The 13,044-nt window shown below is 63.3% G+C and carries 15 protein-coding genes and 1 pseudogene; 9 read left to right on the top strand and 7 right to left on the bottom strand.

Features of this window, described 5'->3' with window-relative positions:
- Positions 1 to 3 precede the first annotated feature (3 nt).
- From NKJ64_RS21405 to NKJ64_RS21385, 5 genes are all read left to right on the top strand, one after another.
- Entirely contained in the window at positions 4 to 255 is a 252-nt protein-coding gene (locus NKJ64_RS21405) for an exodeoxyribonuclease VII small subunit (RefSeq protein WP_023668433.1), read from the top strand.
- A gap of 38 nt (positions 256 to 293) precedes the next feature.
- Positions 294 to 560 (top strand): DUF2277 domain-containing protein, encoded by a 267-nt coding sequence (locus tag NKJ64_RS21400; protein ID WP_023668432.1) that lies wholly within the window; start codon positions 294 to 296, stop codon positions 558 to 560.
- 10 nt (positions 561 to 570) lie between these two features.
- A complete protein-coding gene (locus tag NKJ64_RS21395) occupies positions 571 to 1,491 on the top strand; it encodes a pirin family protein (protein WP_023685413.1) in 921 nt (306 codons plus the stop codon).
- 100 nt (positions 1,492 to 1,591) lie between these two features.
- Positions 1,592 to 3,505: a 1-deoxy-D-xylulose-5-phosphate synthase gene (gene dxs / locus NKJ64_RS21390; RefSeq protein WP_023685414.1), complete on the top strand. Its 1,914-nt coding sequence runs from the start codon at positions 1,592 to 1,594 to the stop codon at positions 3,503 to 3,505.
- A 146-nt stretch (positions 3,506 to 3,651) separates the two neighbouring features.
- A complete protein-coding gene (locus NKJ64_RS21385; protein ID WP_023735582.1) occupies positions 3,652 to 3,936 on the top strand; it encodes a hypothetical protein in 285 nt (94 codons plus the stop codon).
- Here the strand turns inward: NKJ64_RS21385 and NKJ64_RS21380 are convergent.
- A complete protein-coding gene (locus tag NKJ64_RS21380; protein WP_023692079.1) occupies positions 3,933 to 4,334 on the bottom strand; it encodes a GFA family protein in 402 nt (133 codons plus the stop codon). The two genes, NKJ64_RS21385 and NKJ64_RS21380, sit on opposite strands and share 4 nt — an antisense overlap.
- A gap of 146 nt (positions 4,335 to 4,480) precedes the next feature.
- Between NKJ64_RS21380 and NKJ64_RS21375 the strand changes: the two genes are divergently transcribed.
- Together NKJ64_RS21375 and NKJ64_RS21370 are read left to right on the top strand one after the other, a co-directional pair.
- Positions 4,481 to 5,275, top strand: a complete 795-nt coding sequence (locus tag NKJ64_RS21375; protein ID WP_023702017.1) for a TlyA family RNA methyltransferase — start codon at positions 4,481 to 4,483, stop codon at positions 5,273 to 5,275.
- Positions 5,272 to 6,507 (top strand): class I SAM-dependent RNA methyltransferase, encoded by a 1,236-nt coding sequence (locus NKJ64_RS21370; RefSeq protein ID WP_023668426.1) that lies wholly within the window; start codon positions 5,272 to 5,274, stop codon positions 6,505 to 6,507. Before NKJ64_RS21375 ends, NKJ64_RS21370 begins: the two co-directional genes overlap by 4 nt.
- Before the next feature lie 66 nt (positions 6,508 to 6,573).
- Here NKJ64_RS21370 and NKJ64_RS21365 read toward each other — a convergent pair whose 3' ends face one another.
- The 6 genes and pseudogenes from NKJ64_RS21365 to NKJ64_RS21340 all read right to left on the bottom strand — a co-directional run bounded on the left by NKJ64_RS21365 (position 6,574) and on the right by NKJ64_RS21340 (position 10,053).
- Positions 6,574 to 6,963: a type II toxin-antitoxin system VapC family toxin gene (locus NKJ64_RS21365; RefSeq protein WP_023692077.1), complete on the bottom strand. Its 390-nt coding sequence runs from the start codon at positions 6,961 to 6,963 to the stop codon at positions 6,574 to 6,576.
- Positions 6,950 to 7,225 carry an AbrB/MazE/SpoVT family DNA-binding domain-containing protein gene (locus NKJ64_RS21360; RefSeq protein WP_081725433.1) on the bottom strand — a complete coding sequence of 92 codons (276 nt, stop codon included), beginning with the start codon at positions 7,223 to 7,225 and terminating at the stop codon, positions 6,950 to 6,952. Before NKJ64_RS21360 ends, NKJ64_RS21365 begins: the two co-directional genes overlap by 14 nt.
- A gap of 79 nt (positions 7,226 to 7,304) precedes the next feature.
- Complete coding sequence (tldD, locus tag NKJ64_RS21355) at positions 7,305 to 8,717, bottom strand: metalloprotease TldD (protein WP_023738485.1); 1,413 nt, start codon at positions 8,715 to 8,717, stop codon at positions 7,305 to 7,307.
- 210 nt (positions 8,718 to 8,927) lie between these two features.
- Positions 8,928 to 9,086 (bottom strand): annotated as a pseudogene (locus tag NKJ64_RS21350) (type III secretion system chaperone family protein); the annotation flags it as partial.
- A gap of 15 nt (positions 9,087 to 9,101) precedes the next feature.
- Positions 9,102 to 9,395: a type III secretion system chaperone family protein gene (locus tag NKJ64_RS21345; protein ID WP_352463269.1), complete on the bottom strand. Its 294-nt coding sequence runs from the start codon at positions 9,393 to 9,395 to the stop codon at positions 9,102 to 9,104.
- A gap of 73 nt (positions 9,396 to 9,468) precedes the next feature.
- Entirely contained in the window at positions 9,469 to 10,053 is a 585-nt protein-coding gene (locus NKJ64_RS21340) for an invasion associated locus B family protein (protein ID WP_023668422.1), read from the bottom strand.
- Positions 10,054 to 10,416: 363 nt separating this feature from the next.
- Between NKJ64_RS21340 and coxB the strand changes: the two genes are divergently transcribed.
- Positions 10,417 to 11,313 carry a cytochrome c oxidase subunit II gene (gene coxB / locus NKJ64_RS21335; protein ID WP_502902881.1) on the top strand — a complete coding sequence of 299 codons (897 nt, stop codon included), beginning with the start codon at positions 10,417 to 10,419 and terminating at the stop codon, positions 11,311 to 11,313.
- A gap of 38 nt (positions 11,314 to 11,351) precedes the next feature.
- Positions 11,352 to 13,004 carry a cytochrome c oxidase subunit I gene (gene ctaD, locus NKJ64_RS21330; RefSeq protein ID WP_023668420.1) on the top strand — a complete coding sequence of 551 codons (1,653 nt, stop codon included), beginning with the start codon at positions 11,352 to 11,354 and terminating at the stop codon, positions 13,002 to 13,004.
- Positions 13,005 to 13,044 lie beyond the last annotated feature (40 nt).

Below are 13,044 nucleotides of genomic sequence, written 5' to 3'. Positions count from 1 at the left end.
AGTATGGCTGGCGAAGCAAATGAAGACGTGAAGGCGATGAGCTTCGAGCAGGCACTCGACGCGCTGGAAAAGATCGTCGATGATCTGGAACGCGGCGACGTGCCGCTCGACCAATCGATCAAGATCTATGAGCGCGGCGAGGCGCTGAAGGCCCATTGCGACCGGCTGCTGAAGGCGGCCGAAGACAAGGTCGAGAAGATCAGGCTGTCGCGTGATGGCAAACCGGTGGGAACGGAGCCGCTCGACGCGGAGTAGTGGAATGGGGCGGGCATAAAGCAGATAGGAGTTCAAGCATGTGCAGAAACATCAAGACCCTGTTCAATTTCGAGCCGCCGGCGACCCATGACGAGATCCGCGACGCCGCCCTTCAATTCGTGCGCAAACTGAGCGGAACGACGCGGCCCTCGCAGCGCAACCAGGCAGCCTTCGACCGTGCCGTCGAGGCGATCGCCGAATCGGCGCATGAATTGCTGCATTCGCTGGAAACCACGCATCATCCGCGCAATCGTGAAGAGGTGGCGGCCAAGGCAAAAGCCAAATCGGCGCTCCGCTTCGCCTGAGGACATCCAGATGAGTTTCTTCCCCGGCAAGGACCCTGAGCCTGGCGATGCCTTCGCCAGCGACCAGATCGAGCTCATGGTCATTCCAAACGCCAAGGACATTGGCGGCTTCCAGGTTCGTCGCGCTCTGCCCACGGCAAAGCGGCGGCTGGTCGGTCCCTTCATCTTCTTCGACCGCATGGGGCCGGCGATCTTGCGCGCCGGCCAGGCGATGGATGTGCGCCCGCACCCGCATATCGGGCTTTCCACCGTCACCTATCTGTTCGACGGCAATATCAGGCACCGCGATTCGCTCGGCACCGAGATGGTCATCCAGCCCGGCGACGTGAATTTGATGACCGCCGGCCGCGGCATTGTCCATTCCGAGCGCACGCCCGAAGAACTGCGCGGCGCGCCGATGTCGGTCTCCGGCCTGCAGACATGGCTGGCTTTGCCCGACGGCAAGGAGGAAGTGGCGCCGGTGTTCGAGAACACGGCCGCGCTCCTTCTGCCCGAGATCGACGCCGAAGGTGTTTCCGGCCGCGTGGTGATCGGCGATTTCCAGGGACTGCGCTCGCCGGTAAGAGCCGACACCGAGACGCTCTACGCCGATCTGAGGCTGGCGCCCGGCGCCAGCGTCAAAATTCCCGCCGACGCCGAGGAACGCGCCATCTACACGCTGGACGGCGATGTCTCAATCTCGGGCGACCGTTTTCCGGCCGAACGGCTGCTGGTGTTCCGGCCTGGCGACGAGATCGTCGTGTCGTCCGAGCGCGGCGCCCATTTCATGCTCTTCGGCGGCGCTTCGCTCGGCTCTCCGCGCCACATCTGGTGGAACTTCGTCTCGTCGTCGAAGGAACGCATCGAACAGGCCAAGCAGGAATGGAAGACGGGCCGCTTCGATATCGTTCCTGGAGATGAGGAAGAGTTCATTCCGTTACCGGACAATTAACGTCAGCATCACCCGCGTCACTGACACGCATTTACATTCGGGCGACGCAGGCATATTTCGCCATGATCGACGCGCATCATAGCTGAGCAGGCCCTTAACAGTGAACGCAACGCTGCATACGCCGCTTCTCGACAAGGTCCGCATTCCAGCCGACCTGAAGAAGCTTGACGAAAGCGAGCTGCCGCAGCTGGCCTCGGAGCTGCGCGCCGAGCTGATCGATGCCGTCTCGCATACGGGCGGGCATCTCGGCGCTGGCCTAGGTGTCGTCGAACTGACGGTGGCGCTGCACTATGTCTTCAACACGCCGGAAGACCGCGTGATCTGGGATGTCGGCCACCAGGCCTATCCACACAAGATCCTGACCGGCCGCCGCGACCGCATCCGAACGCTCAGGCAAGAAGGCGGCCTGTCCGGCTTCACCCGTCGCGCCGAGAGCGAATACGACCCGTTCGGCGCCGCGCACTCCTCGACCTCCATTTCCGCTGGCCTCGGCATGGCCATGGCGCGCGACCTCTCCGGCGGCCACAACAATGTCATTGCCGTCATCGGCGACGGCGCCATGTCTGCCGGCATGGCCTATGAAGCCATGAACAACGCCGGCGCGCTCGATGCTCGCCTGATCGTCATTCTCAACGACAACGACATGTCGATCGCGCCGCCGACCGGCGCCATGAGCGCCTATCTGGCGCGGCTTGCCTCTGGCAAGACCTATCTTGGCCTGCGCGACTTCGGCAAGAAACTGACCTCCTATCTCGGCAAGCGTGCCGATCGCGCCATCAAGCGGGCGGTCGAGCATGCGCGCGGCTACGTCACCGGCGGCACGCTGTTCGAGGAGCTTGGCTTCTACCATATCGGCCCGATCGACGGCCACAATCTCGAGCATCTGATCCCGGTGCTGAAGAACGTCCGCGACCATGCCGACGGTCCGGTGCTGATCCATGTCGTGACCCAGAAGGGCAAGGGCTACGCGCCGGCCGAGGCTGCGGCCGACAAATATCATGGCGTGAACAAGTTCGACGTCATCACCGGCGCGCAGACCAAGGCCCCGGCCAATGCGCCGGCCTACACCAAGGTGTTTGCCGAAAGCCTGGTCCAGGAAGCCCGCCTGGACGAACGTATCGTCGCCGTCACCGCCGCCATGCCGAACGGCACCGGCCTCGATTTGTTCGGCGAAGCGTTTCCGACCCGGACCTTCGATGTCGGCATTGCCGAGCAACATGCCGTGACCTTCGCCGCCGGCCTCGCCAGCGAGGGCTACAAGCCCTTCGCCGCCATCTATTCGACCTTTCTGCAGCGCGCCTACGATCAGGTCGTCCATGATGTGGCGATCCAGAAACTGCCGGTGCGTTTCCCGATCGACCGCGCCGGTTTCGTCGGCGCCGACGGCGCCACTCATTGCGGCGCCTTCGACACCACCTTCCTGGCGACGCTGCCGGGCTTCGTGGTGATGGCGGCCGCCGACGAGGCGGAGCTTCGCCACATGGTGCGCACCGCCGCCTATTATGACGAAGGCCCGATCGCCTTCCGCTATCCGCGCGGCAATGGCGTCGGCGTCGACATGCCGGAGCGCGGCTCGGTGCTCGAAATCGGCAAGGGCCGCATCGTCAGGGAAGGCACCAAGGTGGCGCTTCTGTCCTTTGGCACAAGACTGCAGGACTGTCTGCTGGCGGCCGAGGAACTCGGCGCGGCAGGGCTTTCGACGACGGTTGCGGACGCCCGTTTCGCCAAGCCGCTGGACGAGGATTTGATCCGCCGTCTCGCCCGCTCGCACGAAGTGCTGGTGACGGTGGAAGAGGGCGCTGTCGGCGGTTTCGCCAGCCACGTGCTGCAGTTCCTCGCCCATGAAGGCTTGCTGGAAAGCGGTCTGAAAGTTCGGCCGCTTGTGCTGCCGGACGAGTTCACCGACCACGCCAAGCCGGAAAAAATGTATGCCGATGCCGGGCTCGACGCGGCCGGCATCGTGCGCACCGTGTTCGTCGCGCTCGGCCATTCCGCGCGCGCGCAGCGCGCCTGAATCAAACCTCACGCCTCTGAAGCGGTTGTCGGCAGCAACCCTAACGCTGTGTTAACGCTTCCTTTTGGCGTTTTGCTTACCGTGTCTTTTGGCCGTTTTTCAACGCCCCCCTGCTAGAACGAGAGCCAGGCAGGGAGTTAAAAACAATGCGAACGCTTCTGTGCGGCGCGGCCCTTTTGGCCGTCATCGCCGCGCCGGCCATGGCCGAGACGCGCTATGACCGCAAGCTCGAACAGGCGGTGGCAGGCATCGTCGCCGGCAAGATGGGCGATATCAGGGGCGCTTTTTCCTACAAGCAGGTTCCGCAGCTTGTCGTCGTGCCGGACGCACCAGTCGTTGCTGTCGAGCGCCCGCGCAAGCAGGCTTCAGATGACGTAAGCGACGGCCTGATGCCGGCCGTTGAACGGCAGGTCTCACGGACGATCTTCTAAAACCACATATCGCGCACGCAGCGCCCATCGCGCGGCAGGTCGTCATAAGTGTCCAGCCCGTCGAAATGGTCGATCGGCAGGTCGGCGACCGCCTCCGGCGGTGCCAGCCTGACATTGACGGCGATCCGCGTGCGGCCGCTGTCGCTGCGGCGCAAACCGCGCCAGGCAAGCACACAGGCACATGTCGGGCAAAACAGTATTTCCAGCGACGGCGTCTCCTTGCCAGCGCGGGTGTAGGACTGCACAGGCCCCACAAGCCGGATACGCTCGTCGACAAAGTCATAGGCCCAGAGTGTGCCATAGCGGCGGCAAAGCGTGCAATTGCAGGCCGTGATCGGGCCGGGATCGCCTTCCAGGGTCCAGTGGGCGGCGCCGCAATGGCAGGTTCCCGTCAGCATTCGTCTTCCTCCGCATTGCCTGAGCCTCTACATCTTGCCGGACTGGCTGCGCTATTCAACCGGGCGGACTGGCTTGCGGCCCGGGTCTCGACGTCCTCCTATGCCAATGTCCTTGCCTTCGCGGCCGGCTTTCGCCATGAAGGCCGATGAACTCCCCTCTGCCAGCCAGCACACGCCAGCGGCTCGACGAATTGCTCGTCCAGCGCGGCCTGTTTGCGAGCCGCTCGCGCGCCCGCGACGCGGTCGAGCGCGGCACCGTGACGGTCGACGGCGTGGTCGCCCGCAAGCCCGGCCAGACGGTTCTGCCGCACTGTCTCATCGTCATCGACGACCCGGCGCAGGGTTATGTCTCACGCGCGGCGCTGAAGCTGATCGCCGGGCTCGACCATTTCAGTCTCGATCCCGCGGGCAGTGAAGCCCTCGATATCGGCGCCTCGACAGGCGGCTTCACCCAGGTGCTGCTCGAACGCGGCGCGGCCCATGTCACTGCCATCGATGTCGGCCACGGCCAGATGCATCCCGGTGTCTCGTCCGACCCGCGCGTCACCGTGATCGAGGGCCTCAACGCTCGCGAGCTCGCGGCTGCCGATCTCGGCGGCCGTATCCCCGATTTCATCGTCTCCGATGTCAGCTTCATCTCGTTGAAACTGGCGATGCCACCGGCGTTGGCATTGGCACGGGACGGCGCTCGTGCGGTGTTTCTGGTCAAGCCGCAATTCGAGGCCGGCCGCGAGGCGATCGGCAAGGGCGGTCTTTTGAAAGACCCTTATGACGCCGCCCGTGTGGCCGGCTTGCTGCAGGAATGGCTCGAAGGCGTCCCTGGCTGGCGTACATTGGGCTTGCACATGTCGCCGATCGAAGGCGGGGACGGCAACCGCGAATTCCTGCTTGCCGGGATCAAGGATGCCGGGACCAAGGATGCCGGGACCAAGGACCGATGAGCACGGGCTTCACCATCAAGAGACTGGGTTCGCAGGGCGACGGCGTCGCCGAGACGGAAACCGGCGAGCTGTTCATTCCCTTCACCCTGCCCGGCGAGACCGTCACCGCCGCGCGCGAGAGGGATCGCGCCATGCTGATGGCGGTATTGGAGACGTCGCCGCTGCGTATCGATCCGGCCTGCCGGCATTTCACCGAATGTGGCGGCTGCGCCGTCCAGCATCTGCAAGCCGACGCTTACCAGCAATGGAAACGCGACAAGGTCGTGCATGCCTTGAAAGGCATTGCCGGCGACATCGGCGCCCTGGTGCCGTGTGCGCCACACACACGCCGCCGCGTCGTGCTTGCCGCCAGGCGCGCCGACACAGGCATGCTGCTTGGCTTCCATCGCCATCTTTCGCCGGAAATCATCCCCATCGAGGAATGTCCGATCTCGCTGCCGGAGATCGTTGCCGCGCTCGATCGCTTGAGGTCGGTCGCCGACCTGGTTTGCGCCACCACCAAATCGTTCCGGATGGCGGTCACTGTGACGGGCTCGGGGCTCGACGTCGCTGTCTATGAGTCGGGCAAGCTGGGCGAGAACCAGCGCCGGGTCGCCTCCAACTTCATCATGGCCAATGGCTTTGCCCGGCTTTCGATCGACGACGAGATCGTCATCGAGCCGAAAAAGCCGGTGGTCATGTTCGGCACCGTCGCTGTCGCCATACCGCCTGGCGCCTTCCTGCAGGCAACGCAAGCCGCCGAACAGACGATGGCCGATCTCGTTGGCGGACATCTGAAGCGGGCCAGGAAAGTCGCGGATCTTTTCGCCGGCTGCGGCAGCTTTGCGCTTCGGCTGGCGGCCAAATCCGAAGTCCACGCGGTCGAAGGCGACGCGGCAGCCCTTTCGGCGCTCGACCGCGGATCGCGCTTCGCCACCGGCCTGAAGCGGGTAACCGGCGAACGCCGCGACCTGTTCCGGCGGCCGCTGACGTTCAAGGAGCTGAATGCTTTCGATGGCGTCGTCTTCGACCCGCCGCGCGCCGGCGCCGAGGACCAGTCGAAGCAGATCGCCCGCTCGGATGTGCCGTTCGTCGCCGCCGTCTCCTGCAATCCGGTGACGCTGGCACGCGACCTGCGCATCCTGATCGACGGCGGCTACATCTTGAAGAGCGTCACGCCCATCGACCAGTTCCTGTGGTCGCCGCATGTCGAGGCCGTGGCGCTGCTGGAGAAGCCGAAACGGCGACGTTAATCCGCCGATTTTCACAAGGCCGTGCTTGAGTTTGCCGCCCCCCGCAAGACGTAGCCGGCTGGCAAACTAGCCTTCGCGAACGCTTTCGTACCCGGCCGCTTGTGCGGCCTTGATGAACTTACGGTCGAAGGACACAAATGCTGAGCAGTGCGAGGACTTGCCCAGATGGAGCGCATCGGCGAAATCCATTCCCGTCTCGGCTAGATCGACCGCGGAAGAGACGATCGCAGCATCCTCTATCTCGACAGTGGGAAGCCCGCCGAACACCCGCAGTGCATTGACGATCGAGGCCTGATCATAACCATAGCCGCTGCGCAGCACCCACTCAGCCTCCAGGATCACCGTGACGGCGACGAAAACGGGCTGACCGTCGATCAGCCGCCGGGCTCGCGGGGACTGCTCGGGATCGTCGTTCGTCAGATACCTGACGACAACGTTGGTATCAATCGCGAGCATGGCGCCGCCGTGCTTCAGCAAGGACGGCCGCGTCCATCTCCTCCAAGGTCTTCGGTCTGCCACTGTGCGGCAGGACACCAAAGACATCTTCTGGTCGTGTCGGGGCAAAGGCAGGCGCCGGTCTCAAAAGTACACCGTCCGGTGTGTCTTCGACCTGCAGGCGCGTGCCCGCGCCCCAGTCCCTCCGTTTGCGGATAGCGCTGGGCAGGATGACTTGTCCCTTGGTCGAGACGGTCGTTATAAGCTTTTCTATTGCACCCATTGCGGTATTACCCTTGTGTAAGACAAAGGTAAGATATCCCTGTGAGGGGAACTATTCAAGCCCGCCGACGTCTCCTCGCTCAAACCCTGGTGCCGCCGACGGTCATCTGGTTCATCCTGAGATGCGGCTGGCCGACGCCGACCGGCACGCCTTGTCCGGCCTTGCCGCACATGCCGATGCCGGTGTCGAGTTTCATGTCGTTGCCGATCATCGAAACGCGGTGCATGGCGTCCGGTCCGTTGCCGATCAGCATGGCGCCCTTGATCGGCTGCGTCACCTTGCCGTTTTCGATCATGTAGGCCTCGGTGCAGCCGAACACGAACTTGCCCGAGGTGATGTCGACCTGGCCGCCGCCGAAGGATACGGCATAGATGCCGTTCTTGACCGAGGCGATGATCTCGTCCGGCTCCATGTCGCCTGCCGTCATATAGGTGTTGGTCATGCGCGGCATCGGCTGGTGCGCATAGCCTTCGCGCCGGCCGTTTCCCGTGGCTTTCATGCCCATCAGCCGGGCGTTCTGGCGGTCCTGCATGTAGCCGACAAGCTTGCCGTCCTCGATCAGCACATTGCGGGCCGAAGGCGTGCCTTCATCGTCGACGGTCAGCGAACCCCGCCGCTCCGGCATGGTGCCGTCATCGACCACGGTAACGCCCTTGGCGGCGACCTGCTGGCCGAGCAGGCCGGCAAAGGCGGAGGTCTTCTTGCGGTTGAAGTCGCCCTCCAGCCCGTGGCCGACGGCTTCGTGCAGCATCACGCCCGGCCAGCCGCTGGACAAAACGATGTCGAACGTTCCGGCCGGCGCGGGAATGGCTTCGAGATTGACCAGCGCCTGCCTGAGGGCCTCCCTGGCAGCATGCTTCCAGGCGTCCTCGACCAGGAACTCGCCGAACGCCTTGCGCCCGCCCATGCCATAGGAGCCGCTTTCCTGGCGGTCGCCGTCGCCGACGACGACGGAAACGTTGATGCGGACCAGCGGGCGGATGTCGCGCACGATCTGGCCGTCGGCGCGCACGATCTCGACATGCTGCCAGGACGCCGCGAGCGAGGCCGTCACCTGGCGCACGCGCGGGTCCTCGGCACGCAGCCATGCGTCGATCTCCTGCAACAGCTTGGCCTTGACCTCGAAGGAAGGCGAGGGGATCGGGTTCTCCTCGCCATAGAGATGGCGGTTGGTGCGCGCGGGTGCCGCGGCAAGCGTGCCGGAATAGCCGCCCTTGACGGTCGAGACCGCGTCGGCGGCGCGCAGCAGCGACGCCTCCGAAAGATCGCTGGAATGGGCGTAGCCGCTGGCCTCGCCGGCCACGGCGCGCAGGCCAAAACCCTGGTCGGTGTTGAAATTGGCGGTCTTCAGCCTGCCATTGTCGAACATCAGCGCTTCGCTCTCGCTGTATTCGAGGAACAGTTCGCCATCATCGGCGCCGTTCAGTGTGTCGGCGACGATCCGCTTGATGCGATCGTCTGAAATGTCGAATTGGCCGGTCAGGCTGTTCATGGCAGGTCCGCTCACAAGAGGAATGGTGTTGCCACGATGTAGGCGCGAAGACGCGCCTGCACAATCCGCAATGACGATCCGCAGCCGGACAGTGGAGCGCTAATGCATGTCGCCCAGAAGTGTGCCGCGGTTCTGGGATAACGACATGCATCAAACAAAGACCTAAAGCGCGTCGTATGAATCCGTTTCAGCGCGACGCGCTTTAGGGCTCTACTTCTCGTCCACGAACGATTTGATGTCGCTGGTCATGGAATCCCAGTTCGAGAACTGCTCTTCGAGGTAGGAGCGGGTAACCCCGCCCCTGAACATGACATCCATCTTGAAGTTCGACCCGTCACCCGAAAAGGCCTTCACCCAGCGGTATTTCTTGTTCCATTCATTGGCCTAGTCGGCCGTGAAGGGGTCGGTATAGCCCGAGGAGAACTGGATCGACTTGCACTTCTCATGGTTTTCGCAGCCATAGAAGTAGATGACATATTTCATGCCCTGAAGCCGGCCCGAGACCATCGGATCGCCGCCGTCGTCCTTGTCCATCTTTGCCGAGCCATAGCCTTTCGCAAGCTCGAAAATGACGGCCGGATCGGGCGCCGTGATGATTTCGGTATCCTCGGCAAAGGCGACGGAAACGGCGCCGGTCAGGATCAGACCGGTCGACAAAAGCACAGAACAAGCACGCATGATGACCCCCACAGCCAAAGATCAAACCCGTGGGAATTGTGCGTCAGGAAAGACGGTTTCGCAAGCATCAAGCTCAGGGCAGGGCGGCAAAACCGTCGGCGAAGCCCTTGAGGTCGACGGGGATGCCGATGCCTTCTTCCGGCGTCTGGAAGACGATGAAGGTGGCCGACGTCCCGGTCTTCAGCGTATCGAGCAGCGGCTTTTCGAGAATGACCTCGGCATAGCAGCCGTCCTGGAAGCAGCGCACGAAATAGGCGCGGCCGATATCCTTGCCGTCGACATTGAGGCCCAGGCCATTGGGCAGCAAAACGCCGAGCGGGGCCAGCACGCGCAGGATCTCGGCCTTGTTGTCGGCGGTGCGCAGGACGACGACGGACAGTCCCATTTCCGGGCGATCCTCGGCAACGACGTTCTGCATCATCACGCATTGTTCCGAGGTGGCGCCGGCCGGCGTGTCGCAGATGATCGACCACGCGCCATGCGTTGACTTGACCGTGCCGCTGGGCTGCGCTGCATTGGCGACGCCGGTTGCGGACGAGCCGATACCGATCAGGGCGGCGAGAAAAACGACCTTCGCCCCGCTTCTCGAAAGCCAAGCGCTTTTCGAATGCCAGGCGCTCTTCGAATGCCAGGCGTTTCTCGAAAGCCAAGAGGTCATGACGGCTCCATTGCGAATCACGGCACTTTAAGCCGCGCCAAGGCCAAGTAAAGGATAGGGCGACCGCCGGTCAGCCCCGGCAGGCGCAATAATGCGCTTTTCCCTAGCAAATTCGCCCGAATTGCGACCGTCGGGCGCATTCCGGACACAAGCCCGCATAGCCTGTCTGTCGACCACCCGCGCGGGCCACGAGGCCGTCGAAACAGCGCGGCAGCACTTGCGCGCAAAAATGCCGCACGGTTTCGCCCGCTCCTTTCTTGCGGAGGGAAATAGAGTATGGTTTGAACCACCCTTGGGACTGTCCGGGATTCCCATCCCGGCATTGTTCGATATTCTTGCGTCGCGATCGCGAGGAACCGGGAGATGAAGAGGGCGATGAGAAAATTCCCAGCAAGCGCCAAATTGATGGCAACGGCAGGCGCCGCCGCCGCATTTTTCGCCGGTGCCTCCGCCCATGCGGCCCAGCCGCAGCCGTGGGAGATGACTTTTCAGCCGCCGGCGACAGACATGATGCGGCAGATCGAGTGGTTCGGGAACTACACGATGTGGTTCGTCGTCCCGATCACTGCTTTGGTTCTGGCGCTTCTCGCCTGGTGCATCTTCAGGTTCCGCGCCAGCAAAAACCCGGTTCCGTCCAAGACCAGCCACAACACGCTGATCGAGATCATCTGGACAGTCGGGCCGGTCGTCGTCCTGCTGTTCATCGCCATTCCCTCGTTCCAACTGCTGACGGCGCAGTACACGCCGCCGGAAGAGGCCAAGCTGACCGTCAAGGTAACGGGCAATCAGTGGAACTGGGACTATGAGTACCAGACCGAGAACACGCTCTCCTTCAACTCGGCCATCCTGCAGGACGCCGACCGCGCCGCGTTCGGCAAGGAAGACCGCAAGGTCTATCCGCGCCTGCTGGCGGTCGACAACGAGCTGGTCGTGCCGGTCAACACCATGACGCGCGTCCTGGTTACCGCAGCCGACGTGATCCATTCCTTTGCCGTTCCGGCCTTCGGCATCAAGATGGACGCGGTTCCCGGCCGCACCAACGAGACGTGGTTCAAGGCGGAAAAGGAAGGCATCTATTACGGCCAATGCTCGCAGCTCTGCGGCAAGGACCATGCCTTCATGCCGATCGCCGTCCGCGTCGTATCCGACGCGCAGTACAAGACCTGGCTGGCAGCAGCCAAGACCGACCTCCCCGGCGCCAACAAGGCGCTGATGGCCGAGGTCGACGGTACCAACAAGGTAGCGGCCGCCGGCAATTGATGCCGCGGGTTAGCAAGAATTAGGGAACGGAGCCGACCATGGCAGAAGCTGCAGCTCACGACGACCACGACCACAAGCCCTATCATGGCTGGGTCCGGTGGGTGTACTCCACCAACCACAAGGACATCGGCACGCTCTACCTGATCTTCGCGATCTTCGCGGGCATCGTCGGCGGCGCGCTTTCGGTCGTCATCCGCATGGAGCTGCAGGAGCCGGGCATCCAGATCTTCACCGGTCTGGCGCAGATGGTCTATGGCATGAACGGCGATGCCGCCATCGACGGCGGCAAGAGCATGTACAACGCCTTCGGAACCGCGCACGCGCTGATCATGATCTTCTTCATGGTCATGCCGGCGCTGATCGGCGGCTTCGCCAACTGGATGGTGCCGATCATGATCGGCGCCCCCGACATGGCCTTCCCGCGCATGAACAACATTTCGTTCTGGCTGCTGCCGCCGGCCTTCCTGCTGCTCATCGCTTCGGCTTTCATGCCGAGCGCGCCCGGCGCCTATGGCGTTGGCGGCGGCTGGACGCTCTATCCGCCGCTGTCGACCTCCGGCCAGCCCGGGCCGGCCATGGATCTGGCGATCCTGTCGATCCACATTGCCGGCGCGTCCTCGATCCTCGGCGCCATCAACTTCATCACCACCATTTTCAACATGCGCGCGCCGGGCATGACGCTGCACAAGATGCCGCTATTTGCCTGGTCGGTTCTGATCACCGCCTTCCTGCTGCTATTGTCGCTTCCGGTTCTGGCCGGTGGCATCACCATGCTGCTTACCGACCGCAATTTCGGCACCACCTTCTTCGCCCCGGATGGCGGCGGCGATCCGATCCTGTTCCAGCATCTGTTCTGGTTCTTCGGTCACCCCGAAGTGTACATCCTGATCCTGCCGGGCTTCGGCATCATCAGCCACATCGTCTCGACCTTCTCGAAGAAGCCGGTGTTCGGCTATCTCGGCATGGCCTACGCCATGGTCGCGATCGGCGCCGTCGGCTTCATCGTCTGGGCGCACCACATGTACACGACCGGCCTGTCGCTCGACACGCAGCGCTATTTCGTCTTTGCCACCATGGTCATCGCCGTGCCGACAGGCGTGAAGATCTTCTCCTGGATCGCGACGATGTGGGGCGGCTCGATCTCGTTCAAGACGCCGATGCTGTGGGCGCTGGGCTTCATCTTCCTGTTCACGGTCGGCGGTGTCACCGGCGTCCAGCTCGCCAATGCGGGCCTCGACCGCTCGCTGCATGACACCTATTTCGTCATTGCCCACTTCCACTATGTGCTGTCGCTTGGCGCGGTCTTCGCCATCTTCGCCGGCTGGTACTACTGGTTCCCCAAGATGACCGGCTACATGTACTCGCCGGTGATCGCCAACACCCACTTCTGGGTCACCTTCGTCGGCGTCAATTTGATCTTCTTCCCGCAGCATTTCCTCGGCCTGGCCGGCATGCCGCGCCGCACCATCGACTATCCCGACGCGTTCGCCGGCTGGAACATGGTGTCGTCCTACGGCTCCTATATATCGGCCGTCGGCGTGGTGATCTTCCTCTATGGCGTGTTCGAGGCCTTCCAGAAGAAGCGCGTCGCCGGCGCCAATCCGTGGGGCGAGGGTGCAACGACGCTCGAATGGCAGCTGCCTTCGCCGCCGCCCTTCCACCAGTGGGAACAGCTGCCGAAGATCAAGTAAGGCAGCCCGAATACGAAACCGCCGGCCCGCCGGCGGTTTC

Source organism: Mesorhizobium sp. M0062 (assembly GCF_040323125.1).
Taxonomy (GTDB): Bacteria; Pseudomonadota; Alphaproteobacteria; order Rhizobiales; family Rhizobiaceae; genus Mesorhizobium.
The sequence above is the reverse complement of the archived record's forward strand: the minus strand, read 5'-3'. Positions and strand labels throughout refer to the sequence as shown.

Excerpts from the sequence above, each read along its gene's own strand:
- NKJ64_RS21405 (WP_023668433.1), top strand. The coding sequence starts at position 4 with ATGGCTGGCGAAGCAAATGAAGACGTGAAGGCGATGAGCTTCGAGCAG.
- NKJ64_RS21400 (WP_023668432.1), top strand. The coding sequence starts at position 294 with ATGTGCAGAAACATCAAGACCCTGTTCAATTTCGAGCCGCCGGCGACC.
- NKJ64_RS21395 (WP_023685413.1), top strand. The coding sequence starts at position 571 with ATGAGTTTCTTCCCCGGCAAGGACCCTGAGCCTGGCGATGCCTTCGCC.
- NKJ64_RS21385 (WP_023735582.1), top strand. The coding sequence starts at position 3,652 with ATGCGAACGCTTCTGTGCGGCGCGGCCCTTTTGGCCGTCATCGCCGCG.
- NKJ64_RS21380 (WP_023692079.1), bottom strand. The coding sequence starts at position 4,334 with ATGCTGACGGGAACCTGCCATTGCGGCGCCGCCCACTGGACCCTGGAA.
- NKJ64_RS21375 (WP_023702017.1), top strand. The coding sequence starts at position 4,481 with ATGAACTCCCCTCTGCCAGCCAGCACACGCCAGCGGCTCGACGAATTG.
- NKJ64_RS21370 (WP_023668426.1), top strand. The coding sequence starts at position 5,272 with ATGAGCACGGGCTTCACCATCAAGAGACTGGGTTCGCAGGGCGACGGC.
- NKJ64_RS21365 (WP_023692077.1), bottom strand. The coding sequence starts at position 6,963 with ATGCTCGCGATTGATACCAACGTTGTCGTCAGGTATCTGACGAACGAC.
- NKJ64_RS21360 (WP_081725433.1), bottom strand. The coding sequence starts at position 7,225 with ATGGGTGCAATAGAAAAGCTTATAACGACCGTCTCGACCAAGGGACAA.
- tldD (WP_023738485.1), bottom strand. The coding sequence starts at position 8,717 with ATGAACAGCCTGACCGGCCAATTCGACATTTCAGACGATCGCATCAAG.
- NKJ64_RS21345 (WP_352463269.1), bottom strand. The coding sequence starts at position 9,395 with ATGCGTGCTTGTTCTGTGCTTTTGTCGACCGGTCTGATCCTGACCGGC.
- NKJ64_RS21340 (WP_023668422.1), bottom strand. The coding sequence starts at position 10,053 with ATGACCTCTTGGCTTTCGAGAAACGCCTGGCATTCGAAGAGCGCCTGG.
- coxB (WP_502902881.1), top strand. The coding sequence starts at position 10,417 with ATGAAGAGGGCGATGAGAAAATTCCCAGCAAGCGCCAAATTGATGGCA.
- ctaD (WP_023668420.1), top strand. The coding sequence starts at position 11,352 with ATGGCAGAAGCTGCAGCTCACGACGACCACGACCACAAGCCCTATCAT.